The sequence below is a fragment of the Hymenobacter convexus genome, assembly GCF_030580955.1.
In the GTDB taxonomy this organism is placed as follows: domain Bacteria; phylum Bacteroidota; class Bacteroidia; order Cytophagales; family Hymenobacteraceae; genus Hymenobacter.
In genome coordinates, this window is the sequence record NZ_JAUQON010000002.1 from 627,402 (window position 1) to 651,551 (window position 24,150).

Below are 24,150 nucleotides of genomic sequence, written 5' to 3' on the forward strand. Positions count from 1 at the left end.
CGGTGTCAGCCGGGCCGCCCATTTTCTACCTCATCCCCGGGCTGGGCGCCGATGAGCGGGTGTTCCAATTTCTGCAGTTGTCCGGCACGGTGCACGTGCTCCGCTGGCTGCCCCCGCAAAGCCCCGCTGAGCCACTGCCGCACTACACGGCGCGCCTGGCGGCGGCGGTGCCCGCCACGCAGCCCTGCTGGCTGGTGGGCGTGTCGTTTGGGGGCGTGCTGGCGCAGGAAGTGGCGGCCCTGCGCCCCTTGGCCCGGGTAGTGCTGATATCCAGCTTCATCAGCCCGCGCGAGCTGCCGTGGGTGGGCCGGCTGGCCCGCGCCACGGGCATCTACCGTTTAGTGCCCACGCAGCTGTTGCCACTGCTGCCCCGGGTGGCACAATGGTTCTTCGGCGCCCGCAACGGCGGCGAATACCGCCTGCTTCGGCAAATATTGCGTGACACCGACGCCGTTTTTACGCGCTGGGCCATCGCGCGGCTGCTGGAGTGGCCGGGCCGGCCGTGGCTGCCCGTGGTCCGCATTCACGGCACCACCGACCGGCTTTTGCCCGCCGGCGCGGCGCTCAGCCAGCACGCCCTGCCCGGCGGCCACCTCATCATTATCAGCCAGGCCGCCGAAATCAGCCGGATTCTGAATGGGCTGGCTAGATAGAAAAGCAAAAGAACGTCATGCTGAGCGTAGCCGAAGCATCTCTACCGCAATAGTAAATCTGATTACTGTTGCAGTCGCGATGCTTCGGCTACGCTCAGCATGACGTTCTTTTACTCACTGCTCACTGCTCACTGCTCACTGCTCACTGAAACCCATGCTCCCCACCTATCCCTACGCCGGCCGCACCTACTCCTTCGACCCCATTGTGCCTATCGACATCTCGCTGCCGCTCGCGCCCGGCCCCAGCCAGGTGAACTGCTTCTGGGCCGAGCCGGTACAGTTCGATACCATTCGGGTGGGCTCGTTTGTGGGCAGCGTGGCCCTGGGCGGCAGCACCAACTACCAGCGCATCCACATCACGCCCCACGGCAACGGCACCCACACCGAGTGCTACGGCCATATCTCGCCCGACCCGGCCATCACGCTCAACCAGTGCCTGCGTCGCTTCCTGTTCGTGGCCCGGCTGGTGAGCGTGGCCCCCGTGCCCCAGCCCAACGGCGACCTCGTGGTGATGCTGGCCGACCTGCAAGCCGCCCTGGCCACCCAGCCCGACCGCTCCATCCCCGAAGCCCTCGTCCTGCGCACGCTGCCCAACGACCCCGCCAAGCGCACCCGCCAGTATTCCGGCACCAACCCCACCTACATCGAGCCCGCGCTGGCCGAGTGGCTGGTCGAATACAACATTCAGCATTTCCTGCTCGACCTGCCCAGCGTCGACCGGGAGGAGGATGCCGGCCAGCTCCTTGCGCACCACGCCTTCTGGCAATACCCCGCGCAGCCCCGCCGCGGCGCCACCATCACCGAGCTGATTTTTGTGCCCGATGAAGTGGCCGATGGCCTCTACCTGCTCAACCTTCAGATTACCAGTTTGGAGCTGGACGCCAGCCCCAGCAAGCCCGTGCTTTATCCGCTCACTGCCTGGCCATTGGCGTGAGTGGCCAGGGCACTGTAGCTGCCGAGGCCATCTGTTGTCATTTCAACTTATCCGCCTGCGGTATTCTCGGCGTGTATTTCGGCGGCTAGGCTTGGCCCATTCCTCCATTGGGCCAGAGCAGCAGATAGGTTCGCGGGTTGTTTGCGATATTGCTTACTGGCTGGAAATAAGGCTGAAAGCTATATTCAAGCTGCTTTATCTTAACTGGTTGGTGCTATTCGTTTTTGTCCACTATGTTGGCTGTTCGCACGCTAAGACTTTTAACGGTAAGTATCGGGCTGCTGACTGGCCCGGTGGCCCCGGCCACCGCTCAGCCCGCTTCGGCACCCTCGGCGCCGGTGTCGCCCGCCGTGCCGCGTCTGCTCCTCAAAGCGGGCCTGCGCCTCAATCATCTCTTCTACCTGCCCGACCAGCAGAGCTGGCAGCTGGTACTGCCATCCTCGCTCGGCCTCGAGTATCGGCTCACCCCTCGCTTCGGCCTCTACAGCCAGCTGGAAGCCGACCTGTCGGCCGGGCGCGGGCCTCGCGGCCGGCGTGGCCGCGCCCAACTGCCCACCACCTCCACCGACTTTGCGCTTGGGGCACGCTACTATTTCAACCAGCCGGCCGCCGGCAGTTCAGCAACTCATCCCGAGCCCTGGGGCAATTACCTGGCACTGGAAAGCAGCGCCGAACTGGCTCAAATCGGCCGAGGCGGGCGGCGCGGCCGCAACCTGACGGTGGGCCGCGTTACGCCGGCCCTCTTCGCCTTGTGCGGCACCCAGCACGGCGGCCCCGGCCGCCGCCTGCTCTACGACCTCAATGCCGGCCTGGGCATTGTAGCGCCGCCAGCCTACGCCAGCGACTCCAAAATGTCACCGCCCTGGAGCGTCGCCTCCCAGATAAATCTGCGGGTATACTTCGTGAACCATCCCCGGCCGCCGAAATCAGCCGGCCACTGAAATACCCCAACGCAAAAAGGGCTGCCCGGTAGGAGCAGCCCTTTTCTATGCTAGCGTGCAGGCAACTAGGCCGGTACGGAAACGACTTCGCGGGGCAGAACCGTCACGAACGAACGGTCTTTGCGGCCTTTCTTGAACTGCACCTCGCCGTCGACGAGGGCGAACAGCGTGTGGTCCTTGCCCATGCCTACGTTCTCGCCGGCGTGGTGCTTGGTACCGCGCTGACGCACGATGATGTTGCCGGCAACGAGGGCCTGACCCCCGAAAATCTTGATGCCGAGACGTTTCGAATGTGATTCGCGGCCGTTGTTGGACGAGCCGACACCTTTCTTGTGAGCCATGGTATTGAAGCTAAAGCTGCCGGCAAATGGCCGGAAGCGGCTGGTTTAATAGAGAATTAAATAACAAACGACGGCTAAAAACTAGCCGATGCTGTTAATCATTACTTTGGTGAACGACTGGCGGTGACCGTTCATCTTCTGGTAGCCCTTGCGGCGCTTCTTCTTGAAGACGAGAACTTTATCGCCTTTTACATGGGCGATGATGGTGCCGGTTACGGCCACTTTCAGCTCAGGAGCACCGACGGTGATAGTGCCGTTGTCATCGGTCAGCAGGGCATTGCCCAGCGTTACGGTGTCGCCAACATTGCCGGCCAGTTTGTGAGCGTAAACGAATTTGTTGGCCTCAACCTTGGTCTGCTGGCCAGCTATGTTAACAATTGCGTACATCAGCTTTCGCGGGTTTTTCTGAAATGGGAAGGCAAAAGTACGACTTTGCTTTTGCAATTCCAAACCCTAAGTTCTTAATCGTCATTGGCTGTCCGGCTGCGGCGCCGAAGAAAGCCTGCTGAACATGCCCGCAAGCCTGTTGCCACCAGGTTAGCGGCAGATGAAGAAAACCGCCGGATTACGTACGTACAATAAGCAATTTTGGGGACAAGTGGGTTTATCCACACGCAAAATGTGGACAACTCAAATAAAAGTGCCTGATTTTGAGCGTTGTTTCCGTTGGCAATGCGCGGGTGCGCCGTGGCAAATCCGAGCGTTGGGGATGAAAAAATGAGGCGGCCTTAACCAAAAAATAACGAATAAAAAAGCCAAAACCCAGGGCCATTCGCCTGGGCCGCCGGGCTATATTTGGTGTTGGAAGGCTGGCTGCTTTTCCGGCCCGTGGGCCAAACATCTGCCCGCTATCGGGGGTTAGCCTGCCACCTTCCCCGCCGAAATCCGCCATCAAAGACCCTGAGAAATTATGGAGCCGCTCCTTGCCGAAAACCCCAACCGCTTCGTGCTTTTCCCCATCCAGAACGATGAGGTGTGGCAGTACTACAAGAAGTCGCAGGCCTCGTTCTGGACGGCCGAGGAAATCGACCTGAGCCAGGACCAGAAGGACTGGAACGGCCTGAACGACAACGAGCGCCACTTTATCAAGCACGTGCTGGCCTTCTTCGCGGCTTCCGATGGCATTGTGAACGAGAACCTAGCCGTGAACTTCATGCAGGAAGTGCAGATGCCCGAGGCGCGCTGCTTCTACGGCTTCCAGATTATGATGGAAAACATTCACAGCGAGACCTATTCGCTGCTGATTGATACTTACATCAAGGACCCCAAAGAGAAGGATTACCTCTTCAATGCTCTCGAAACGGTGCCCGCCGTGCAGAAGAAAGGCGAGTGGGCCCTGAAGTGGATTAACTCCGAGAATTTCGCCGAGCGCCTCATTGCCTTCGCGGCGGTGGAGGGCATCTTCTTCTCGGGTTCGTTCTGCTCCATTTTCTGGCTGAAGAAGCGCGGCCTGATGCCGGGCCTGACCTTCTCCAATGAATTGATTTCGAGGGATGAGGGCCTGCATTGCGACTTCGCTTGCCTGCTCTACAGCTATCTGCAGAACAAACTCGACCCGGCGCGGGTGCAAAGCATCATCCGCGACGCGGTGACGATTGAGCAGGAGTTCGTGACCGACGCGCTGCCGGTGAGTCTCATTGGCATGAACGCCAAGACGATGTCGCAGTACATCGAGTTTGTGGCCGACCGCCTGCTGGTGGCCCTGGGCTGCGGCAAGATTTACAACGCCACCAACCCCTTCGACTTCATGGAGATGATTTCGGTGCAGGGCAAAACCAACTTCTTCGAGAAGCGCGTGGCCGAGTACCAGAAAGCCGGCGTGATGAGCGAACGGAACGACAACGTATTCTCGCTCGACGAGGATTTTTAGGATACTTGATTGATTTTTGACAAAGGCCTGTCCTGCTGATTGTTGTTCAGCAGGACAGGCCTTTTTTATGGCCGGCGGCGCCGGAACGAAAAAAAGAAAAACGGGAGGCAACCACGAAATCAATTGTTTCGAGTTGTAATACAGCGGGCCTCTGGCCCGCCGCCTTTTATATTTGCTGTCTTCCGATAATCAGTCCTTTATGAAATACCGTTTACTCGTTCTCTTTGCTTTTCTAATTGCCGCGCCCTTGGCGCAGGCCCAAACCCCAGCGGCCCCCGCTGCCACTACTCCCGCCGCATCCAAGCTGCCGCGCTACACCACGGCTACCGGCCTTATCACCTTCTTTTCGACGGCCCCGCTGGAGGATATTGAAGCACTGAATTCCAAGGTGGCGGCCGTGTTTGAGTTGGCCACTGGCCAGTTGGCTTTCTCTATGCTGATGCGCGATTTTCAGTTCAAGAACACGCTGATGCAGGAGCACTTCAACGAGAACTACGCCGAGAGCGAGAAGTACCCGCGGGCGCGCTTCACCGGCACGCTGGTGACCATGCCCGACGAGGCCACGCTGCGCAGCGGCCCGCAGCCGGTGTACGTGCAGGGCGTGCTCACCATTCACGGGGTGAAGCGCAAAGTGCGGGTGCCCGGCACCCTGCACTTGCGCGACAACGACCTCGTTGTGACCTCCAAGTTTGCCGTGGCACCGGCCGATTACAAGATTAAAATCCCGGCGCTGGTGCGGAACAACATCGCCAAGAGCATCGACGTGAGCGTAATAATGACCTGCCAGCCCACGACGACGGCCACCGCCAGCATTGCCAAGTAGCTTCGGGTGTCTGCGAAAGCAAAAGCCCGCTCTGCACCAGCAGCGGCGGGCTTTTTTGTGTGCCAAGCAAGAAAGGCCCAACTTCCGCCGTTGCGAGAGCTATGACAAGATTTCGACGCTTCTTAGAGTGGCTTCGGCCGCTCATGCCGTATCTGAATTTTATACTGGCGGGAGCGGCTTACTGGGCCAATGAATACTGGTTTCAGGGTTTTTGCCAGCCGGTGGAGTGGGCGGCTTGGGTGCTGGCCGTGAGTACAGGGGCGTTTTTGCTGTGGCCATTTGCGAAACGTGTGCCGGGACTGAACTACCTGCTGCTCTTTCTGATGGGCGTGCATTTCACGGTGTGCGTGTACTGCGCGCTGTTCATCAATCCATTGCAGCTGTTAAGCATTTTGCTGATGGCTTTTCTAGTGTTTCCCTTGCTGCTATGGGTGCCGGTGGTGTTTGCGGTGCAGGCTTTGAACCGGGTACATAGGAGTGCACTGCCGGGGGCTAGGGTAGTTTTTGGCCTGGGGGTGCTTGCACTGTTGCCCGTGCAGCTTTGGGCAGAGCTTCGGTACCGGGAAGTGGAAACAGCCGTGGCACGGTTGCCCTGGCAGCAGCGGCATCAGGTGGCGTCATTGGTGGGGGTGGTTCCCCGGAACTACATGGCCGAGCGACTGGCTGGCGCCCTTTTCAAGTATCATAATTCCCCCGAATTTGTGTTCGATGGCTGGCGTCCGCCCCTGCACGACCCCTTGGTGAATATATGTTTATGGAGCCGAAGTGGCGGTGGCAATCCGCTGCTTATTGATAGTGCTGCATGGCGAACGCCCCAGACTTCGGCCGACACCCAGGCAGCTTTCTACCACCAGCTTTTCCCGGACCTGCCCATCAAAGCCGACTGTACCTGCAACCACACGCACGATGGCGAAAGCTACCTGGAATGGCAACCCTGGCTGAACAGCCGCGCGGCGGACGCCCGGCTTCGACTGAAGCGCCAAGAATTGCTAAAACAGAATAACCCTTTGGGCTTATAAACCGTAGTGCGCGGCTCCTTTTCGAAAAGTGGCCGGGCGACCTGTTTCAGGTCCTTTGTGGAAAACTTCAGGAACTTTTTCTTGCCCTTGGAAAACAGATGAGGTAATTTCCGGGATTAAATATTCTGCAGGCTGGCCAATGCCTCCGCATTCGCTACCGCCTTCTAGAACTGCCTGAACAAGTTGCGACTGGACCTTTCCAAACCGGCCGCTTTTTATACGAAAAAACCCACAACCAAACACCACTGGTATGCTAGTAATTAAACGCGACGGTCGCCGCGAATCCGTGAAGTTTGACAAAGTCACGGCCCGTATCGAGAAGCTTTGCTACGGCTTGAATCAGGATTTCATCTCGCCGATTGAGGTGGCCAAGAAGGTGATTGACGGCATCTACGATGGCGTGAGCACCATTGAGCTGGACAACCTGGCCGCCGAAACGGCCGCCTCGCTCACCACCCGCCACCCCGATTACGCCATTCTGGCGGCCCGCATTGCGGTGAGCAACCTGCACAAAGTGACTTCTAAGTCCTTTAGCAGCACTATGAAGCGGCTGTACACTTATGAAGACCCCAAGAATGGCGATAACGCTTCGCTGATTGCCACCGACGTGTGGGAGGTGATTCATAAGAATGCCCACACCCTGGACTCGGCCATTATTTATGACCGCGACTACAACTACGACTTCTTCGGCTTCAAGACCTTGGAGCGCTCGTACTTGCTGCGCCTGGAGGGCAAGGTGGTGGAGCGGCCCCAGCACATGCTGATGCGCGTGTCGGTGGGCATCCACAAGGATGACATTGACTCGGTTATCAAGACCTACAATCTGCTGTCGGAGCGGTGGTTTACGCACGCTACGCCGACGTTGTTCAACGCGGGCACGCCGAAGCCGCAGATGTCGAGCTGCTTCCTGCTGACGATGAAGGACGACTCCATTGACGGCATTTACGACACGCTGAAGAACTGCGCGCTGATTTCGCAGTCGGCGGGCGGCATTGGGCTGTCGGTGAGCAATGTGCGGGCCACGGGCTCCTACATCAAGGGCACCAACGGCAACTCGAACGGGCTGGTGCCCATGCTGAAGGTGTTCAACGACACGGCCCGCTACGTGGACCAGGGCGGCGGCAAGCGCAAGGGCGCGTTCGCCATTTACCTGGAGCCCTGGCACGCCGACATTTTCGAGTTCCTGGACCTGAAGAAGAACCACGGCAAGGAGGAAATGCGCGCCCGCGACCTGTTTTACGCGCTGTGGACGCCTGATTTGTTCATGAAGCGCGTGGAGGAAAACGGCGACTGGACGCTGATGTGCCCCCACGAGTGCCCCGGCCTGGACACCACCTGGGGCCCCGAGTTCGAGAAGCTGTACGCCAAGTACGAGCGCGAAGGCCGCGGCCGCCGCACCATCAAGGCGCAGGAGCTGTGGTTTGCCATTCTGGAAAGCCAGACGGAGACGGGCACGCCCTACATGCTGTTTAAGGACGCGGCCAACGGCAAATCGAACCAGCAAAACCTGGGCACGATTAAGAGCTCGAACCTGTGCACCGAGATTATTGAGTACACCGACGCCGACGAAATTGCCGTGTGCAACCTGGCTTCGCTGGCGCTGCCCCGCTACCTGGTGACCGACGCGCAGGGCAACACCACCTTCGACCACCAGAAGCTGTACGAGGTGACCTACCAGGCCACCCTGAACCTGAACAAGGTGATTGACGTGAACTACTACCCGGTGCCCGAAACGCAGAAGTCGAACTTCCGCCACCGGCCCATCGGGCTGGGCGTGCAGGGCCTGGCCGATACGTTCATTGCCCTGCGCATGCCCTTCGAGAGCGACGAAGCCTCGGGCCTGAACAAGGACATCTTCGAAACCATCTACTTCGCGGCCATGACGGCTTCGAAGGACCTCGCCATCAAGGACGGGCACTACGAAACCTTCCCCGGCTCGCCCTTGAGCGAGGGCAAGTTCCAGTTCGACCTGTGGGGCGTGACGCCCGACTCGGGCCGCTGGGACTGGGACAGCCTGCGCGCCGAGGTGGTGAAGCACGGGGCCCGCAACTCGCTGCTGGTGGCGCCCATGCCCACGGCCAGCACCGCCCAGATTCTGGGCAACAACGAGTCGTTTGAGCCCTACACGAGCAACATTTACGTGCGCCGCGTGCTCAGCGGCGAGTTTATGGTGGTGAACAAGCACCTGCTGAAAGACCTGGTGGCCCTGGGCCTCTGGAACGACGCGATGAAGCAGGAAATCATCGCGGCCAACGGCTCGGTGCAGGGCATTGCCCGCATTCCGCAGCACATCAAGGACCTGTACAAGACGGTGTGGGAGATTTCGCAGCGCCGCATCATCGACCAGGCCGCCGACCGCGGGGCCTACATCTGCCAGAGCCAGAGCCTGAACCTGCACGTGCAAAACGTGAACTTCGGCAAGCTCACCAGCATGCACTTCCACGCCTGGAAGCGCGGCCTGAAAACGGGCATGTACTACCTGCGCACCAAAGCCGCCGCCGACGCCATCAAATTCACGGTGGAAAAGCAAGCCGCCGAAACCCTGGAGCCCCTGGCCCTGGTGGAGCAAAACCAGTCCGACATGGCCTGCTCCCTGGATAACCCGGACGCCTGCGAGGCCTGCGGGTCGTAAAACGGTGGTTACATAGCCAAACAAAGAAGGCTCCCTCTAGGGAGCCTTCTTTTATATTTAAGGAAGCGGACGACAAACTCTGTGGCTTACGTCAACATTGAGTTTGAGCCGCTATCCTTTTTTGTTTTCTGAAATTCGGAACGCAAAGATAGCACATAAAGTTTCAAATGCAACATACGCCTTACCGCAACCAGTCATTTTCAAAGCTCCAAAAGATTTTCGTCGAATCTTGCATAGAGCTATGTGACCCCAAGTCCCTAGACAGCTATAGAGCTAGGGTAGCAGGCCCAATATACATCTTGGAAGAGCTATACAAGCTTGTAGACGATTGGAAAAAGGCCAAGCTTAAATCATTTGAAACACTTGCTTCATGTCGAGATGAGACAATTCTCATCTTAAAAGAAGATAAATGTATCAACTATGGCCGGGTCTCAAAAGCAGCTTTTATCGAGATTTTGAACTCCTTGAAAGACCAAAAAGACAACCTTGAGAATAATTTGCCGAAAGCAGAATATTATATTTATTATATACTGACGGTAAATAAGGATTACATTAAATCAACTCTTGAAAGTATAAAAGCAATTATATCTGATACTTATACGACTGTTGAGGACGAAAATACAGCGGCAAGTGCGTTGGTGTCAAGGACGGGTTTTTTAATAACTGAAATTATAAATTTTGGATTCACTAAAGGATTTATAATAAGATTAATACGAGGCATATTTGTTTTCAACCCAGGTGGTTCATTCGAGGACTGTTGGGCAGCATTTTATGGAAGAATTTTGTCACAAGATAAGGAGAACTACTCTGTTATTTTTAAAGGATATATTCTTGAAAGCTTATTGGATGATGTGAATATCCCAAGCTTAAAGAGAGAAGTAGAGGAAGATGAAGTTGCAAAAATTGATGTATTGAAAGGTATAAGCAAGTATAGAAAATTTTTGCAAGCTGCGGTTAACCAAAGGTTCATGGTTAAAAGTGTTACTGCACTTGACCATTACCAAGCACTGAAAATAGCCAAGTCAGAGTTAGGGGCTATGCTAGATTTAATGCATTTAGGATACTGTAATCTCAAAATTGATTTAAGAGAATCAGCCCTAGTGGTAAATCACAATTCACCTGAAAGAGCCGATTTTCAAACTATTCATTTTCAGGCAGATGATGTTTTCACCAGTAATGACACCCTTTACAATAATCTATCTCTAAAACTGAGTAACATTGAATCTAAACGGTTCATAGCACAAGAAGTAGTAGCAAAAATAGAGTCTGCTATAAGATATCTGCGTGCAGGAAGTGAAGCGGTTGAATTAGAACAAAAGTTTTTGAATTATTGGATTGGGTTAGAAAATATATTCTCGACTCATGATATAAATGCCAAAACTTTTCTGAGAATTAGGATGCATCTATCCACAGCTCATGCGGTAAGCTACGCTCGTAGGAATTTGCATGATTTTCATAAGTCATTGAAGCGAATGAATGCTCGTCAGTATTTACCTGCATTCAATGATGACCTTACGTACTTAATGGACGTTGCCACATACGACTTAGTCATAGCTCAGAGTACTGAGCAGCCGTTTTTAGCCTTACGTGCACAGACTTTGAAAGACAGCTACTTTGGAAATCCCAAACATTGCGAGGAAACTATCAAAAGGCATAAATTGAACGTTGAACGGCATCTTACAAGGATGTATAAAATCAGAAATGAATTGGTGCATAATGCGGCAACATTTCAAAAGATTGAAAACATTACAAGTAATCTGAGATATTATTTAGTCTTTGTGCTGAACAAACTAATAGAGTACTTTGATGGATGCCAACAAAAAGCTATTAGCGACAGATATATTGACATGAACGACTTTTTCTTGTTTCAAGAAGCTGTGCTGAAATCAATTGAGGAAAAGGGATACTTACTAGAAGACTTGCTTAGAACGCCTCATCCAGTTGAATTTATAGTTTGATTCTTAAGCTTCGCCAGCCGCTGCCGCCCCGGGAGCGGCTGGGGGGTGGGGCACTCTGGCAATTTCGTATCTTAGCCACATGGAAACTGTTGCTTCAGCGGCCCACCCGCGCATCACCCTCGACCCGAACATCTGTCACGGGCAGCCCACGGTGCGCGGCCTGCGCTACCCTGTGCAAAACGTGCTCGAATACTTGGCCTCCGGCATGACGGAAGCCGAAATCCTGGCCGACTACCCCGATTTGGAGGCCGAGGACCTGCGCGCCTGCCAGGCCTACGCGGCCGACATGCTGCAAGTGCGGTCCATCTTCCGGCTGGCGTCGTGAGCACCGCCGAGGCGCTGCGGTTTTTGGTCGATGCGCAGCTGCCGAAGCGGTTGGCCGATTTTCTGGCCTTTCATACCGGTTGCGATTGCCTGCACACCCTCGACCTACCGGCCGCCAACCAGACGCAGGACGGCAGTATCACCCGGCTTTCGATGGATGAGAAGCGGGTGGTCATCACCAAAGACGCGGACTTTGTGAACAGCTTTTTGCTGCATGGCCAGCCCTACAAGCTGCTGCTCGTGTCCACGGGCAACATCAGCACGAATGAGTTGCTGGAAGTGTTTCGGGCGTTTCTGCCGCAACTCACGAAGCTGTTCGGGAATCACTCGTACCTGGAATTGTCGCGCACGCTGCTGGTGACGCACCGTTAGCAAGTAACCTAAGCTTCCCCAGCCGCCTTCGCGCCGGGGGCGGGTGGGTTGGTTTTGGGGGTGCGCGCCGTTAGGTAGAAACACGAAGCATCGTTCAGCCGCTGGGGCGCCGGGGGCGGCTGGGGTGGCGTTGGGGAAGCTCGCGCGCCGTTAGGTAGAAACACTAAGCGTCGTTCAGCCGATGGGGCGGGTGGGGGGATGCGACTGTTTTCACTGGTGAAACTTGTTTTCCGGTATAGCCGTTCTACCTTTGCAACAACAACACCCGCCACGCCTCTAGGTCTCACGACTCACGCGCACCAGGGCGGGTTTTTTGTTGCCTCATTTTTCGGCCTGTGCAGTACGCGAAACCAGCTATTCCCATTCCGCAACAGCTGGCTTTGCTGCAAAGTCGCGGTTTGGTGATTACCGATACGGGGGAAGCAGAACGGGCATTGGCCCGATTGAGCTATTACCGGTTGAGCGCCTATTTCCTGTCTTTCCAAACACCGGGCGACCCCACGCACGCCTTTCGGCCAGGCACCACGTTTACGGAAACGTTGCGGCTCTACGAGTTTGACGAGGAATTGCGGCTGCTGGTCTTTCGGGCGGCGGGTACGGTAGAAATTGCGCTACGGGCGCAGCTTGCTTACCAAAACTCGCTGTTACTGGGGCCGCATTGGTACGAGAACCCGACGGCTGCGGTGAATGCTTACCGTTTTCAGGAAAACCTAAATAGCTTGGATAAGGACTTGGCGCGGGCCAGCGAAATATTTCTGGACCATTACCGCACCACCTACACCAACCCGCAACGGCCGCCCAGCTGGATGGGTTTGGAAGTGGCCTCATTCGGGCTGACATCTAAATTTCTGAATAATCTGCGCTCTTCGCCAGCTTCCGTCGCCATTGGTGCCTACTTCGGCGTCGATGAAATAGTGTTGAAAAGCTGGACGCGGATGATGAGCTACGTGCGCAACGTCTGTGCGCACCATGCACGTCTGTGGAACCGGACGCTAACAGTAAAGCCCAAACTTCCGCGCCGTACTGCTCACCGCTGGCTCGCCAATCCACGCATTGCCGATGACCGGCTTTATAGCCTGCTGGCAGTAGCCGCTTACCTGCTAACAGCTATCGAACCCGCTATCGGGCAACGATTCAAACGGGATTTACGGACACTACTTCAAGTGTACCCAACGGTGCCAATAACGGTCATGGGTTTTCCTGTCGGTTGGGAACAAGATGCCTTCTGGCAGTAGTAAAGCAACCTAAGCTTCGCCAGCCGCCCCCGCCCCGGGAGCGGCTGGTTTGGTTTTGGGGTAGCTCGCGCGGGATTGCGAGAAACACGAAGCATCGTTCAGCCGCGGGGGCGCCGGGGGCGGCTGGGGTGGCGTTGGGGAAGCTCGCGCGGCATTGCGAGAAACACTAAGCATCACCCAGCCGCTGCGCGCCGGGGGTGGAGGGGAGGCTTATGTTCAATTGCGGCGGCATATGCAGCTTTGCAATGGCCAACGGGTTCTTTAGCCACTGTTTCACCCTTCTCCTTGTTGTATGCATCTGTTCGGTCACCGCAACCGGCGTTTGGCTGCCAGCCTGCTGGGGCTGGCCCTGAGCTTATTGGGCTGTAGTGCCACCAAGACGCCGCTGGCCGCCCGCGTGCGTCCGGGCAGTGCGCCCACCTCCATCCTGATGCTCGGCTGTAGCCACCTGACGCAGCTCTACAAAGCCGGCAACCCGAACTCCGATGTGCTCACGCCCAAGCGCCAGGCCGAACTGGCCGCCGTGCTCGACGGGCTGCAGCGCTACCAGCCCGACGGCAGTCTGGTGGAGGAGCTGCCCGAGCAGCAGGGCCGCATCGACAGCCTGTACCAGCGCTACCGGCAGGGCCAGCTCGACCTCAACACCCTGCCCGGCGGCCGCAGCGAGGTGTACCAGTTGGGTTTTGCGCTGGGCAAGCGCCTGGGGCTGGCCCGGATTCAGTGCGTGAACGCGCCGGGCGGCACGTCGCAAAGCATTCTGAATGCCGGCCAGAACATTGAGCTGTACGAGCAGGCCAATGCCGACTGGCACGCGTTTTCCGACCCCTTCGGGCAGCAATTGGCGGCCGGCACCAGCACCATTGGGCAGTTTCTGCGCACCATCAACACCCCGGCTACCCTGCGGCAGCTGCACGCGCTGGTGTACTGCACGCCGGCCCGCGTCACCAACGGCACGCTCAAACCCGATGAGATGGTCGATGCGGCGTTTATCAACCCCAAGTACGTGGGCGCGGAGTTCATCTCCGTATTCTACAACCGCGACCTGAAGGTGTATTCTAACATCGTGACCACTCAGCTGCAAACCAAGCAAAGCCGCCAGCTCCTGATAATCGGGGCGCGGCACGTGAGCTCGCTGCAGGGCATTCTGGCCGCCGACCCGGCCTATCGGGTGGAGCCCACTGCGCGCTACCTCGGGCGCTAACGCAGTCGCTCACAGTGTCGTATGGCCGCCTGGTGCCGGCCGGAGGCTACGGGCCAACTGGCGTGGGCGCACGTTAGCGCTAGGCCTGGGGGTGCTGGGCCAGCCACTGCAGGTAGGTTTTCTTCAGCCACTGTATTTCCGCTTTGCGGTATTCCGGGGTGCTGACCGTGAAATGGGTGCCGGGGTAATAGGCAAAGACTACGTCGGCGCCCAGCTTTTTCATTTGCTGCTCCATGAGCATTGCGGAAAAATTTAGGAAGTAGTTGTCCTCCGTGCCGGCCGATACCCGGAGCTTGCCATTGAGGTCGGGCTTGAGCCGGGCCCAGTGCCGGGTGATGTACTGCGTGAGGTCGTAGCGCTTCCAATAGGCAAACACCTGGCGGTCGAGGGTGCCGGTGGCGGGGTCGAACAGCGGTTTGGGCAGGCCCTGCGGGCCGCGGGGGCCAAACACGGCATCAAATGACACGTCCTGCTCGCCGCGGTAGAGCACGTTTTCCAGGTGGTGGGCAATGTTGGGCCGGTCGTACACCGCGGGGGCGGGCAGGGGGCCGCCGTAGATCACCGAGTCCGGCACAGGCACCCAGCGGGCGTCGGTGTAGAGGTTGGTGCGCAGGAAGCGGTGAAAGTCGACGGGGTCGGGGGCGCTGGCGTTGCCGCCGGCAAAGAGCTTGGGGTAATGCGTGAGTAGGTACACCACGGCCCAGCCGCCGCTGCTGTGGCCCCGCAGCAGGCGCGCGCCGTTGGTGCGGTAGCGGCGTTCGAGCGCCGGCAAAAACTCGGTGGTGAAGGCATCGCCCACTGGGCCGTTGTTGTCGCTGTTGGCATACACGCTGTGGCCCAGCGAGCAGTCGCCGTCCAGAAACACGCGAACGCAGGCAATGGTGTCAATCGGGTTGGCGGGCAGGGTATCGGTGCTCTCGGTGCGCGAGTAGTGCAGGTAGCTGCCGCCGTAGCCCCCCACCGTGAGCACCAGCGGGTAGCGCCGGCCGGGGTGCTGGTGGTAGTCTCGGGGCAGGATGACGGCGGCGTTCAGCGAAACGGGCTTGCGCTGGAAGCGCGTCAGCAGCGCCGACGGCACTTTGATTTCCTGGCAAAACGTGGTGGGCACAAAAACCGGCGCCGCCACGGCCTGGTCGCACACCAGCACGAAAGTTTCGGAGGCCGCCCCCAGTCTTACCTTCCGGGACGGGCTGTAGGGGTTGCCCGTGCTCTGGCCAATGGCGCGGCCTTCGAGGTTGCGGTCCCACACGGCCTGCACGTAGTAGTCGCCGCGGGCAATGCGCGAGAGCAGCGTGGGGTAGGAGAGGGCCGCATCATCGAAGGTAATGGCCTGGCCGGGCGGCACGTTGCGCACGGCCAGCCGGAAGCAGGGCCAGCTCGGCTGGTTCTTGGGCGCTTCGTTCTTTTGGGAAAGGTACAGGATGACGTTGCCCGTGAAAGGCCCCGCGTAAGCCGCCGCGGTGTAGGAAACCTTGAACTGCTGGGCGCGGGCGCCCGGCAGCGTCAGCAGCAGCAAAAAGAAGATGGCCAGGTATTTCATTGCAGCAGCAGCAGAACGGGGAAGGTGAAGGAAGCGCTGTGGTTTTGCCAGCAGCGCCGGGAGTACCGGTTCGGTGGCCCACCCGTTACAGCCCCGGCCAAAAAAACTCCATTGCCGCCTTGAGACGGTTGAAAACAGCCCGCCGCCCCCGCGCCGGACGCGGCTGGTTCAGCATCAGGGGGCTGGCCGGAAACGCGGCTTTGCGCTATCTTGGAAGGCACATCCACCCCCCACGACAGCCATGGCCGTTTCGGAAGCCGCCCTGAAGGAAAATTACCGCCGTCTTTCCGACGAGAAGCTGATGCGCATTGCCGCGGAAGACGCGCCCCGGCTCCGGCCGGAAGCCCTGGTGCTGCTCAAAGCAGAGCTCAGCACGCGCGGACTGGCCGAAACGGCCGAGAAAACCATTCAGGCGCAGCTGCGGCAGGCGACCGAAGCCGAGGTGCTGGCCTATGGAGCGCTGCTGCAGGCCCAGCCGTGCCCGGTGTGCGGGTCGGCGGCGCGGCCGCTCAATGCCACGGTCACGCACCGGGTGCTCAGCTTTGTGGTGATGACGACCTGGAAAAAACAGCTGGTCATTGCCTGCCCGCCCTGCCTGGACCAACTCAACCACGACGCCATGAAGTCTTCCGCGCTGCTGGGGTGGTGGGGCTTTCCCTGGGGAGTGCCGCGCACCATTGACGCCCTGCTGTCGAACCAGAAAATGACCAGGGCCAACCATGCGCCCTATCCCAACGAAACCCTGCTGGCATTTGTGGCGGGCAACGTGGGCCGCATCGAAGCTGCTCGCGCCAACGCCCGCGACCTGCACGCCTTGCTCAAAGCCACGCTGCGGAGCTAAAATGCCCGGGGACGCGCCCAATGATTTTCAGTTGAATGACGCCCGAAACGCCAGCGGCGAGAGGCTGGTCTTGGTTTTGAACAGCTTGCTGAACGATTGCAGGTGCTCGAATCCCAGGCCGTAGGCGATTTCGCTCACGGTGAGGCTGGTGGTCGAGAGTTGTTCTTTGGCCTTGGCGATGAGCTGGGCGTGGATGTGCTGCTGGGTGTTCTGGCCGGTGAGGACGCGCAGCAGGTTGCTGAGGTACTTGGGCGACACGCGCAGGCGCTCGGCCACGTACTGCACGGTGGGCAGGCCGCGCTCCAGCAGGTCGGGGCTGTCGAAATAGGCGTGGAGCAGGGTTTCGAGGCGTTCAAGTACCTCGTGGTTGGCCTTTTCGCGGGTCAGGAACTGGCGGTCGTAGAACCGGTCGGCGTAGTGCAGCAGGCTTTCCAGCTGCGACACGATAATCCGCTTGCTAAACCGGTCGATGGTGGACGTGTATTCCCGCTCGATGGCGAAGACAAGGCTCAGGATGGCCGCCTCCTCCTTCGCCGACAGAAACAGCCCTTCCTTGAGCGAATAATCCCAGAAATCGTACTGCTTGATGGTTTTGGCCAGCGGCGTGTTCCACAGAAAATCGGGGTGGACGTACACTACCCACCCCGATTTTTCTACTGCCTGGGCCGGGTCGGCCACCGCCATGCTGAACACTTGGCCCGGCGCCATGAAGGACATGATGCCCTCGTTGAAGTCGAACGAGTGCTGCCCGTACTGCACGTGCACGTTGTGCATGCGCTTGATGGAAATCGAGTAGAAATCGAAGACCATGCTCATCGGCTCCGCGCCATCGCGGTGCGGCACGGTGCTCACGTCCACCACGCTCAGCAGCGGATGCTGGGGCTTGGGCAGCTGCGCAAACGCATGAAACTCGCTAATGGTGGTGAAGCGCCGCATCGTTATTCGCCGCTGGGGTTGATTTCAAGCACCAGCTTGCCTTGTACGTGCCAGGTCTGGCTTTCGCGGTGGGCATCGGCCACCTGCGCCAGCGGGTACACCCGGCTGATGGTCACCTTCACCTGGTTGGTATCAATCAGCTGGCCGATTTCCTCGAGCCAGTCCCGCCGGGCCTGGTTGGGGGCCAACTCGCCGGTGGCCTGCTGGTCGGCCAGGGCCGCCTGCATGGCGTCATCGAAGGGAAAATCGACGTTCACACTCACGAAGATACCGCCGGCTTTCAGCACCCGCACGGCGTTCACGCGGGCGGCATTGTCGCGCAGGGGCGAGGCTTCGAGCACCACGTCAATGTCGCGCAGCAGGTTTTCTGCCGGCTGGGTGCGGTAGTCCAGCGCCTCATCGGCCCCGAGGCTTTTCACATAGCCCAGGTTGCCGGCCGAGGCGGTGCCGATGACGTAGGCGCCCCTGGCCTTGGCAAACTGCACGGCGAAACCGCCCACGCCGCCCGAAGCCCCCTGAATCAGGACGCGCTGGCCGGCCCGCAGCTGGCCGTGCCCAAACAGGCCGGTCCAGGCCGTGAGGGCGGCCAGCGGCACCCCCGCGGCCTCGGTGAAGCTCAGGCTGTGGGGCTTGGGGGCAAACTGGCTGGCTTTGGCCGCGCAATATTCGGCGTAGCTGCCATTGCCGGGGAAGTTGGGCACGCCGTACACAGCATCGCCTTTCCGGAACCCGGTTACCTGGCTGCCCAGCTCCTCCACCACGCCGGCCGCGTCCCAGCCCAGGGTCAGGGGCAGGGTGAGGTAGGCCCGCAGGGCGTCGTTGCCGCCTTCGCGCACCACCCAGTCCACGGGGTTCACGCCGCTGGCGTGTACTTTGACGAGGATTTCATCAACCGCCGGTACGGGGCGGGCTATTTCTTCGATTTGCAGGACCTCGGGCCCGCCAAATGCGTGAATTCTTACTGCTTTCATCGGGAAATACATTTGGTTAGTTGATAAGACAAAGGTCCCGGCTGGCGAGGCGGGGCGTTTAACCGAAATGCCTTTTGTTTCAATCGAAATGACGCGTGGTAATCCTTGGCTTTGCAGGGCTCACGCCCCGGCGGCCGGCCGCCAGTTGTGCGGCCGGTGGCGCATTTTTGGTTTCCAAAGGCTAATACCGGCTGCCTGGTGACCGGCCCGTTTGTGCCTGGCATTCATTCTTTAAACTGGTAACCCAAGTAAACCGGTAACCCAAGCAACTTCATTTCCCCATGAGCAAACCCCTGAGAATACTCGTTCTCTTCATTGGCTTGGGCGCAGCGGGCAGCCTGGCCGCGCACGGCCAGGGCCTGAGCAATGCCGCACAGGCACCAGCCCCCGGCACCGTCGCCCCGGCCGCCGACCCGGAAGCCGCCAAAAAAGCTACTGAATGGGTGGCCGCGCTCAACCTGCGCGATGCTCAAAAGGAAGCCGCCATACAGCAAGTCATTGCCACGCACCTCGCGGCCATTCGCGACTACCACAATACCCACCCCTACACCGAAACGCCGGCCGGCATCAACCCCGCCACCGGCCGGCCGCTGAGCGTGATGGACCGGACGCTCATCACGGTGTCGGCCATGCCGAAAAGCATCCACGACAACCTGATGGCCGGCCTGCGCCAGCACCTCACGCCTGCGCAGGTAGAGGCTGTGCTCGACCAGTACACCATCGGCAAGGTGGCCTTCACGCTGAACGGCTACAAATCCATCGTGCCCGACCTGACCCCGACGGAGGAAGCGGTGATTGTGGCCAACCTGAAACAGGCCCGGGAGCAGGCCGTCGATTTCAAAAGCATGAAGGAAATATCGGCCGTTTTTGAAATCTACAAAACCAAAAACGAGGACTACCTGAACACCCACGGCCGCAGCTGGCGCGAGCTGTTCAAGGCCTACGTAGATGCCGCCAACGCCAAAAAAGCCGCCGACAAAGCCCGGGCAGCCACCGCCCCTGGTTCCTCGCCGAAGTAGCACCAGCCCGGCCTTGGCGCCGCCAACGCCGTATGAATGAGGCACCACTCCAACCGGCTGCCAGCGGCCTGCGCCAGCGCAGGCCGCTGCCGCCGGTTCTTTTTGCCCATGCCCTATTACACCATTGCGCTGCTGCTGCTGGGAATTGCCATTCTGGGCGTGGCCTGGCTGCCGTCGCTGCTGGAGAAGTACCCGCTTTCCTATCCCATTCTCTACATCTTGCTGGGGCTGGGCGTGTGCAGCCTGCCGCTGCACCTGCCCGCGGCCGACCCGCTGGCGCATCCTGCCTTCGTGAAGCACCTCTCGGAGCTGTGCGTGATTGTGGCCCTCACGGGCACGGGGCTGAAGATTGACCGGCCGTTTTCCTTGCGGGCCTGGCGCTCGCCGCTGCTGCTGGTGCTCGTGCTCATGGTGTTCACCATTGGCGGGCTGGCGCTGGCGGGGCGCTGGCTGCTGGGGCTGGCCCCGGCCTCGGCCCTGCTGCTGGCCGCCGCCCTGGCCCCCACCGACCCCGTGCTGGCCGGTGACGTGCAGGTGGGCGACCCCGGCGAGGGCCGCGAAGACAACGTGCGCTTCGCCCTCACCGGCGAGGCAGGGCTGAACGACGGCCTGGCGTTTCCCTTCGTGTACCTGGCCCTGGCGCTGCTGCCCACGGCCGTGCCGCTGAGCGAGCGGCTGCTGCATTGGCTGTGGCTGGATGTGGGCTACCGCATCGGGATGGGCGTGCTGCTGGGCTGGCTCTCGGGCCGAGTGCTGGCTTATTTGATTTTCAACCTGCCCAAGCGCGTCAGCATCAAAACCGAAGGCTACGGGTTTGTGGCGCTGGCCGTCACGCTCACGTCCTACGCCGTCACGGAACTGCTGCACGGCTACGGGTTTCTGGCCGTGTTCATTGCTGCCATCACCCTGCGCAGCCGCGAGCGCAAGCACGAGTACCACCGCCTCATGCACGCCTTCACCGACCAGATGGAGCGGCTTTTCATTGTGGTCATTTTGCTCTTACTGGGCGCCGCCATTGCCGATGGCCTGCTGCGCGCCCTCACCTGGCCGGGGGCGGCGCTGGGCGTGCTGCTGGTGCTGGTGCTGCGCCCGCTGGGCGGCATGCTCACGCTCATTCGCTCGCCGCGCATCAACCTGGCCGAGCGGGCCGTGATTTCCTTTTTCGGCATCCGGGGCATTGGCTCGGTGTTTTACGTGGCCTATGCATTGGGCGAAGCTGACTTCCCGCAGGCCCGCCAGATTTGGGCGGTGCTGGCCTTCACCATGCTGCTGTCCATCACGGTGCACGGCATGCTGGCTACGCCGGTGATGAACTGGCTCGACCGCCGCCACGGCCGCAAAACCCAGACGGAAATTACGGCGGCGGCGGCGGAGTAGGGGCATACACTCAACGACGGAATGCCCGCAGTAGGCGACGGAAGAGCCCGCTCCGTCGAAGTAGCCGCCGGGCCGCGCACCTCAACGGCCCCGGGCCGCGTTGGCAACAGCAAAGCCGGCCCCGCCGGCCCACTTCCACGTCTTGCCAAACCCGATGGATACTGCAGCAGAATGGATAGAAAACGGAACGGTGGCCGTGCCGTTTGCCCAGCCCCTGACCGAGGCCCCCACTTGGCGCACCCGCCTCGCGCAGTGGCAGGACGCCGCCCGCGACCCCGCCCTGAGCGTGCTGCTGGGCGTGCAGGTGCTGTTCATCTTCGTGGTGGGGCCGTTGGTGAGCACCGGCACGCTGCCGCGCTGGCAGCTGGAGTTTTTCCAGCTGCTGATGCCGCTGGTGTCGTTTTTCGTGCTGCCCCGCCACAGCAAGGTGCGTCCGCTTATCCTGCTCACGGCCGGGCCCATTCTGGCGCTGGAACTGGCGGAAAACGGCGTGTTTGCGGGCATGCTGCTTCGCATGTTCGTCACGGTGGCCATCACCGTGCTGGTGGCGCAGGCCGTGTTCCGGGCCGAAACCGTGACCACACACCAGCTGCTGGGCGCCGTGGTGGTGTACCTGAATCTGGCTCTGCTGTTCATGGGCATCTTCGCGGCCATCAAGCACGCCGTGCCGGGCGCCTTCCAAACCTTCACCCACCAGCCGCTGAAATCAGGCGAGCTGCTGTATTTCAGCATCACCACGCTCACCTCCACCGGCTACGGCGACCTGCTGCCCATTCACCCGCTGGCCCGCAGCATGGCCAACCTGGAGGCCGTGACGGGGCAGCTGTTTCTGGGTACTTTCCTGGCCCGGGTGGTTACGCTGCACGGGAAGAGCAGGACTTAGGTGCTTCGTTCTGGCGGGCGCCTCACCCCCTGACCCCCTCTCCTCAGGGAGAGGGGGCACCGGACATGCTTCGGGCCGCAATCGTCAGGCTCCCCTCTCCTTTGGGAGAGGGGCCGGGGGTGAGGCGCCACGTCAGGCGAAACCCCGCCCTACTCCTTCATCACCCGCCGCGTCTGCTGGTAGCCGGTGCCACGTAGCGTGAGCACATAAATGCCCGGCGCCAGGTGGGCGGTGTACTCGCGCAGCTGGCTTTGCAGCGCCTCGGGCGAGCCTTGCAGCGAGAGCAGGCGCGGGCCCTGCGGCAGCGAGAAATCGAGCGAGAGGCGGCCGGCGCGGGCGGGCACATCGGCCAGGGTGAACGGCACCGGTCCGGCCGCCGGGCTGGGGTAGATGAACAGGCGCGAGGTGGGCCGCGAGGTATTCGCGTTGGTCATGCCCGCAAAATTTACCCCAATGAGCACCGGGTCGTGGTCGGAGGACCGAAATGGAGTGAACAGGTTGGTATCGGCGCCGGCGTTGGAGTACTCCAGCACGCTGGGCTCGGCCGAGTTGATGTGCCACTTCTGCACGTCGATGAAGCCCACCAGATTGTTGGTAATCACGGCGTGGTCGAGCGAACCGGTGAGGCCGCGGTACACGTAGGAGGCGCTGGTAGGCGGCGTAGCCGGCACCAGCCCGGCGGCGCGCATCACGTCGATGGGGTCTTCCTCGTAGTTGGCGTTGTAGTCGCCGGCGCTCACCACGCGGGCGGCCCCGGCCGGTATCACCGTCTTGTTGATGAACTGCACCAGCGCAGCGGCCTGCAGCTTGCGGCGGGCGTTGGAGCCGCCCTGGCCGTCATTCTGGTCGGCGTCGGCGCCTTTGCCGCTGCCTTTGCTCTTAAAATGGTTGATGACAAAGCCCAGCGTATCGGGCCGCTCCTTGCGCTTGGTGACAAATATTTGGGCCAGCGGCGGGCGCTCAAATACGTCGGGCGCCGTGAACAGCAGCGGCGGCCCCAGCGGCGCCACCACGGCCGGCTTGTACAGAATGGCGCAGTGAATAAGGTCCGTATTGTTGGGCTGGTGGTTGGCGTCGCCATCGTTCACGAAGATGTAGGTGCCCGCGCCCATCACCTTGTTCAGTCCATCCACCAGGTCCTGAATGGCTGAGGTCGAGCCATTGCCGTCGTTCTCAATCTCCGTCAGGCCCACCACATCGGCATTCATCTGGCTGATGGCCATAATAATTTTGGCCCGCTGCCGGGCGAAGTCCTCCGGCGTTTTGGCCCCGCGCGGCGTGGGGAAGCCACCGCCCAGGCCGTCGCCATTAAAGTAGTTGAGCACGTTGAAGCTGGCCAGCTTCAAGTCGAGCTTGCTGAACACCGGCGGGCCCTTCGGGCGCGAGGTGCGCACCACCGGCGCGGCCTCGCCCGGCAGCGGCTGCACGCGCCACTTGCCGAACCCGTAGCCCATGATGCCGCGCAGTCCCAGCAAGGTGCTGCCCACGCGCACGGTACCGGTGTTGGGGTCGAGGTAGGGCGTGGGGGAAGGATTGTTGGCCGAGCTGCCGTCGTCGAGCACCAGCGACTTGTCGTCGTTGGCTTTCTGGTAGGCGTTCACGGCGGCCAGGTTGCTGGTGCCGCTGCTGTGGGTGCCGGTGGCGGGGTTGTCGTTGGGGTCGATGAACTGCGTGGGCTGGTAGGTGAGGCCCTGGGCCGAGAGCGTGAGCTCGCCGCGCTGCTTGAGGCTGTAGTTGTCGGTCACGGTCATGGGGCTTGAAAACTGCACCCGCATGCCCTCGTACCGCTCGGCGTTGGCGCTGGAAAACGCGGCGTTGTCGATGGTGATGAAGGCCGGCAGCGCATTGCCCGACGAGAGGACCGTGATATCGGGCGCGGTGAGCACGGCCTGGTTGAACGACGGCGCGCCCGCGTCCTCCCGCACCACGCCGCTGATGCGCACCTTATCGCCGATGCTTACCGTGGGGTTGGGGGCCACCACAAACAGCGCATCGGAAGTAGCCGGGTTGCCGTCGGCACTGGCCGTTTCGTCCTGCACATAGAAGCCGGCCGGGTTCAGGCCAGCGTACACGCCCGTCACCACCGCCTCGATGATGTAGAGGCCCGGTTTGGCAGCCGCGCCGCTGCCCTGAATGGAGCCGATAGTGGTAGCACCGGCCCCGCCGGCGCTCAACATAAAACCAGCTGAAAGGAAGAGCTTAGTAAGCATTAAACCAGAAAAAGATAGAATGGAAAGGGCGCTAAAGATAGGTTTTCCGGCGCTTAAGTGACGGAAACCC

At 60.0% G+C, this 24,150-nt stretch carries 22 protein-coding genes; 16 read left to right on the forward strand and 6 right to left on the reverse strand.

Annotated features, from left to right (window positions below; translation table 11 throughout):
- Positions 1-2: 2 nt before the first annotated feature.
- From Q4S41_RS06045 to Q4S41_RS06055, 3 genes are all read left to right on the forward strand, one after another.
- Positions 3-653: an alpha/beta hydrolase gene (locus tag Q4S41_RS06045; RefSeq protein WP_305030203.1), complete on the forward strand. Its 651-nt coding sequence runs from the start codon at positions 3-5 to the stop codon at positions 651-653.
- A gap of 154 nt (positions 654-807) precedes the next feature.
- Positions 808-1,587 (forward strand): cyclase family protein, encoded by a 780-nt coding sequence (locus Q4S41_RS06050; protein ID WP_305030204.1) that lies wholly within the window; start codon positions 808-810, stop codon positions 1,585-1,587.
- Positions 1,588-1,820: 233 nt separating this feature from the next.
- Positions 1,821-2,528 carry a hypothetical protein gene (locus Q4S41_RS06055; protein ID WP_305030205.1) on the forward strand — a complete coding sequence of 236 codons (708 nt, stop codon included), beginning with the start codon at positions 1,821-1,823 and terminating at the stop codon, positions 2,526-2,528.
- 65 nt (positions 2,529-2,593) lie between these two features.
- On the opposite strand, the gene rpmA is transcribed toward Q4S41_RS06055, so the two are convergent.
- Complete coding sequence (rpmA, locus tag Q4S41_RS06060) at positions 2,594-2,869, reverse strand: 50S ribosomal protein L27 (protein WP_305013769.1); 276 nt, start codon at positions 2,867-2,869, stop codon at positions 2,594-2,596.
- 81 nt (positions 2,870-2,950) lie between these two features.
- Positions 2,951-3,256 (reverse strand): 50S ribosomal protein L21, encoded by a 306-nt coding sequence (gene rplU / locus Q4S41_RS06065; protein WP_305030206.1) that lies wholly within the window; start codon positions 3,254-3,256, stop codon positions 2,951-2,953.
- Positions 3,257-3,779: 523 nt separating this feature from the next.
- Between rplU and Q4S41_RS06070 the strand changes: the two genes are divergently transcribed.
- From Q4S41_RS06070 to Q4S41_RS06110, 9 genes are all read left to right on the forward strand, one after another.
- Positions 3,780-4,739, forward strand: a complete 960-nt coding sequence (locus Q4S41_RS06070; RefSeq protein WP_305030207.1) for a ribonucleoside-diphosphate reductase small subunit — start codon at positions 3,780-3,782, stop codon at positions 4,737-4,739.
- Positions 4,740-4,938: 199 nt separating this feature from the next.
- Positions 4,939-5,562 carry a YceI family protein gene (locus Q4S41_RS06075; RefSeq protein WP_305030208.1) on the forward strand — a complete coding sequence of 208 codons (624 nt, stop codon included), beginning with the start codon at positions 4,939-4,941 and terminating at the stop codon, positions 5,560-5,562.
- Positions 5,563-5,705: 143 nt separating this feature from the next.
- Positions 5,706-6,581 (forward strand): hypothetical protein, encoded by an 876-nt coding sequence (locus tag Q4S41_RS06080; RefSeq protein WP_305030209.1) that lies wholly within the window; start codon positions 5,706-5,708, stop codon positions 6,579-6,581.
- Between the two features lie 250 nt (positions 6,582-6,831).
- Positions 6,832-9,213 carry a ribonucleoside-diphosphate reductase subunit alpha gene (locus Q4S41_RS06085; RefSeq protein WP_305030210.1) on the forward strand — a complete coding sequence of 794 codons (2,382 nt, stop codon included), beginning with the start codon at positions 6,832-6,834 and terminating at the stop codon, positions 9,211-9,213.
- Between the two features lie 299 nt (positions 9,214-9,512).
- Entirely contained in the window at positions 9,513-11,171 is a 1,659-nt protein-coding gene (locus Q4S41_RS06090; RefSeq protein WP_305030211.1) for a hypothetical protein, read from the forward strand.
- A gap of 79 nt (positions 11,172-11,250) precedes the next feature.
- Positions 11,251-11,496 (forward strand): DUF433 domain-containing protein, encoded by a 246-nt coding sequence (locus tag Q4S41_RS06095; protein WP_046243905.1) that lies wholly within the window; start codon positions 11,251-11,253, stop codon positions 11,494-11,496.
- On the forward strand, positions 11,493-11,867 hold the full coding sequence (locus Q4S41_RS06100; RefSeq protein WP_305030212.1) for a DUF5615 family PIN-like protein: 375 nt from the start codon (positions 11,493-11,495) through the stop codon (positions 11,865-11,867). Before Q4S41_RS06095 ends, Q4S41_RS06100 begins: the two co-directional genes overlap by 4 nt.
- Positions 11,868-12,202: 335 nt before the next feature.
- A complete protein-coding gene (locus Q4S41_RS06105) occupies positions 12,203-13,102 on the forward strand; it encodes an Abi family protein (RefSeq protein ID WP_305030213.1) in 900 nt (299 codons plus the stop codon).
- 292 nt (positions 13,103-13,394) lie between these two features.
- On the forward strand, positions 13,395-14,303 hold the full coding sequence (locus Q4S41_RS06110; protein ID WP_305030214.1) for a DUF5694 domain-containing protein: 909 nt from the start codon (positions 13,395-13,397) through the stop codon (positions 14,301-14,303).
- 79 nt (positions 14,304-14,382) lie between these two features.
- Here the strand turns inward: Q4S41_RS06110 and Q4S41_RS06115 are convergent, their stop codons facing one another.
- The gene (locus Q4S41_RS06115; protein WP_305030215.1) at positions 14,383-15,843 is read right to left on the reverse strand and encodes an alpha/beta hydrolase-fold protein; all 1,461 of its coding nucleotides are present in this window, start codon (positions 15,841-15,843) and stop codon (positions 14,383-14,385) included.
- 241 nt (positions 15,844-16,084) lie between these two features.
- Here Q4S41_RS06115 and Q4S41_RS06120 point away from each other — a divergent pair, with 241 nt between their 5' ends.
- Positions 16,085-16,684 (forward strand): hypothetical protein, encoded by a 600-nt coding sequence (locus Q4S41_RS06120; RefSeq protein ID WP_305030216.1) that lies wholly within the window; start codon positions 16,085-16,087, stop codon positions 16,682-16,684.
- Between the two features lie 27 nt (positions 16,685-16,711).
- On the opposite strand, the gene Q4S41_RS06125 is transcribed toward Q4S41_RS06120, so the two are convergent.
- Both Q4S41_RS06125 and Q4S41_RS06130 read right to left on the reverse strand, forming a co-directional pair.
- Entirely contained in the window at positions 16,712-17,620 is a 909-nt protein-coding gene (locus tag Q4S41_RS06125) for a helix-turn-helix domain-containing protein (protein WP_305030217.1), read from the reverse strand.
- Positions 17,621-17,622: 2 nt separating this feature from the next.
- Positions 17,623-18,591: an NADP-dependent oxidoreductase gene (locus Q4S41_RS06130; protein ID WP_305030218.1), complete on the reverse strand. Its 969-nt coding sequence runs from the start codon at positions 18,589-18,591 to the stop codon at positions 17,623-17,625.
- 281 nt (positions 18,592-18,872) lie between these two features.
- Between Q4S41_RS06130 and Q4S41_RS06135 the strand changes: the two genes are divergently transcribed.
- The 3 genes from Q4S41_RS06135 (at position 18,873) to Q4S41_RS06145 (ending at position 21,870) form a co-directional block, all read left to right on the forward strand.
- Positions 18,873-19,610, forward strand: a complete 738-nt coding sequence (locus Q4S41_RS06135) for a DUF3826 domain-containing protein (protein ID WP_305030219.1) — start codon at positions 18,873-18,875, stop codon at positions 19,608-19,610.
- A 108-nt stretch (positions 19,611-19,718) separates the two neighbouring features.
- Positions 19,719-20,987, forward strand: a complete 1,269-nt coding sequence (locus Q4S41_RS06140; protein WP_305030220.1) for a cation:proton antiporter — start codon at positions 19,719-19,721, stop codon at positions 20,985-20,987.
- 154 nt (positions 20,988-21,141) lie between these two features.
- The gene (locus Q4S41_RS06145) at positions 21,142-21,870 is read left to right on the forward strand and encodes a potassium channel family protein (protein ID WP_305030221.1); all 729 of its coding nucleotides are present in this window, start codon (positions 21,142-21,144) and stop codon (positions 21,868-21,870) included.
- 149 nt (positions 21,871-22,019) lie between these two features.
- Here the strand turns inward: Q4S41_RS06145 and Q4S41_RS06150 are convergent, their stop codons facing one another.
- Positions 22,020-24,080 carry an ExeM/NucH family extracellular endonuclease gene (locus tag Q4S41_RS06150; protein WP_305030222.1) on the reverse strand — a complete coding sequence of 687 codons (2,061 nt, stop codon included), beginning with the start codon at positions 24,078-24,080 and terminating at the stop codon, positions 22,020-22,022.
- Positions 24,081-24,150 lie beyond the last annotated feature (70 nt).

Excerpts from the sequence above, each read along its gene's own strand:
- Q4S41_RS06050 (WP_305030204.1), top strand. The coding sequence starts at position 808 with ATGCTCCCCACCTATCCCTACGCCGGCCGCACCTACTCCTTCGACCCC.
- Q4S41_RS06055 (WP_305030205.1), top strand. The coding sequence starts at position 1,821 with ATGTTGGCTGTTCGCACGCTAAGACTTTTAACGGTAAGTATCGGGCTG.
- rpmA (WP_305013769.1), bottom strand. The coding sequence starts at position 2,869 with ATGGCTCACAAGAAAGGTGTCGGCTCGTCCAACAACGGCCGCGAATCA.
- rplU (WP_305030206.1), bottom strand. The coding sequence starts at position 3,256 with ATGTACGCAATTGTTAACATAGCTGGCCAGCAGACCAAGGTTGAGGCC.
- Q4S41_RS06070 (WP_305030207.1), top strand. The coding sequence starts at position 3,780 with ATGGAGCCGCTCCTTGCCGAAAACCCCAACCGCTTCGTGCTTTTCCCC.
- Q4S41_RS06075 (WP_305030208.1), top strand. The coding sequence starts at position 4,939 with ATGAAATACCGTTTACTCGTTCTCTTTGCTTTTCTAATTGCCGCGCCC.
- Q4S41_RS06080 (WP_305030209.1), top strand. The coding sequence starts at position 5,706 with ATGCCGTATCTGAATTTTATACTGGCGGGAGCGGCTTACTGGGCCAAT.
- Q4S41_RS06085 (WP_305030210.1), top strand. The coding sequence starts at position 6,832 with ATGCTAGTAATTAAACGCGACGGTCGCCGCGAATCCGTGAAGTTTGAC.
- Q4S41_RS06095 (WP_046243905.1), top strand. The coding sequence starts at position 11,251 with ATGGAAACTGTTGCTTCAGCGGCCCACCCGCGCATCACCCTCGACCCG.
- Q4S41_RS06110 (WP_305030214.1), top strand. The coding sequence starts at position 13,395 with ATGCATCTGTTCGGTCACCGCAACCGGCGTTTGGCTGCCAGCCTGCTG.
- Q4S41_RS06115 (WP_305030215.1), bottom strand. The coding sequence starts at position 15,843 with ATGAAATACCTGGCCATCTTCTTTTTGCTGCTGCTGACGCTGCCGGGC.
- Q4S41_RS06120 (WP_305030216.1), top strand. The coding sequence starts at position 16,085 with ATGGCCGTTTCGGAAGCCGCCCTGAAGGAAAATTACCGCCGTCTTTCC.
- Q4S41_RS06125 (WP_305030217.1), bottom strand. The coding sequence starts at position 17,620 with ATGCGGCGCTTCACCACCATTAGCGAGTTTCATGCGTTTGCGCAGCTG.
- Q4S41_RS06130 (WP_305030218.1), bottom strand. The coding sequence starts at position 18,591 with ATGAAAGCAGTAAGAATTCACGCATTTGGCGGGCCCGAGGTCCTGCAA.
- Q4S41_RS06135 (WP_305030219.1), top strand. The coding sequence starts at position 18,873 with ATGAGCAAACCCCTGAGAATACTCGTTCTCTTCATTGGCTTGGGCGCA.
- Q4S41_RS06140 (WP_305030220.1), top strand. The coding sequence starts at position 19,719 with ATGCCCTATTACACCATTGCGCTGCTGCTGCTGGGAATTGCCATTCTG.
- Q4S41_RS06145 (WP_305030221.1), top strand. The coding sequence starts at position 21,142 with ATGGATACTGCAGCAGAATGGATAGAAAACGGAACGGTGGCCGTGCCG.
- Q4S41_RS06150 (WP_305030222.1), bottom strand. The coding sequence starts at position 24,080 with ATGCTTACTAAGCTCTTCCTTTCAGCTGGTTTTATGTTGAGCGCCGGC.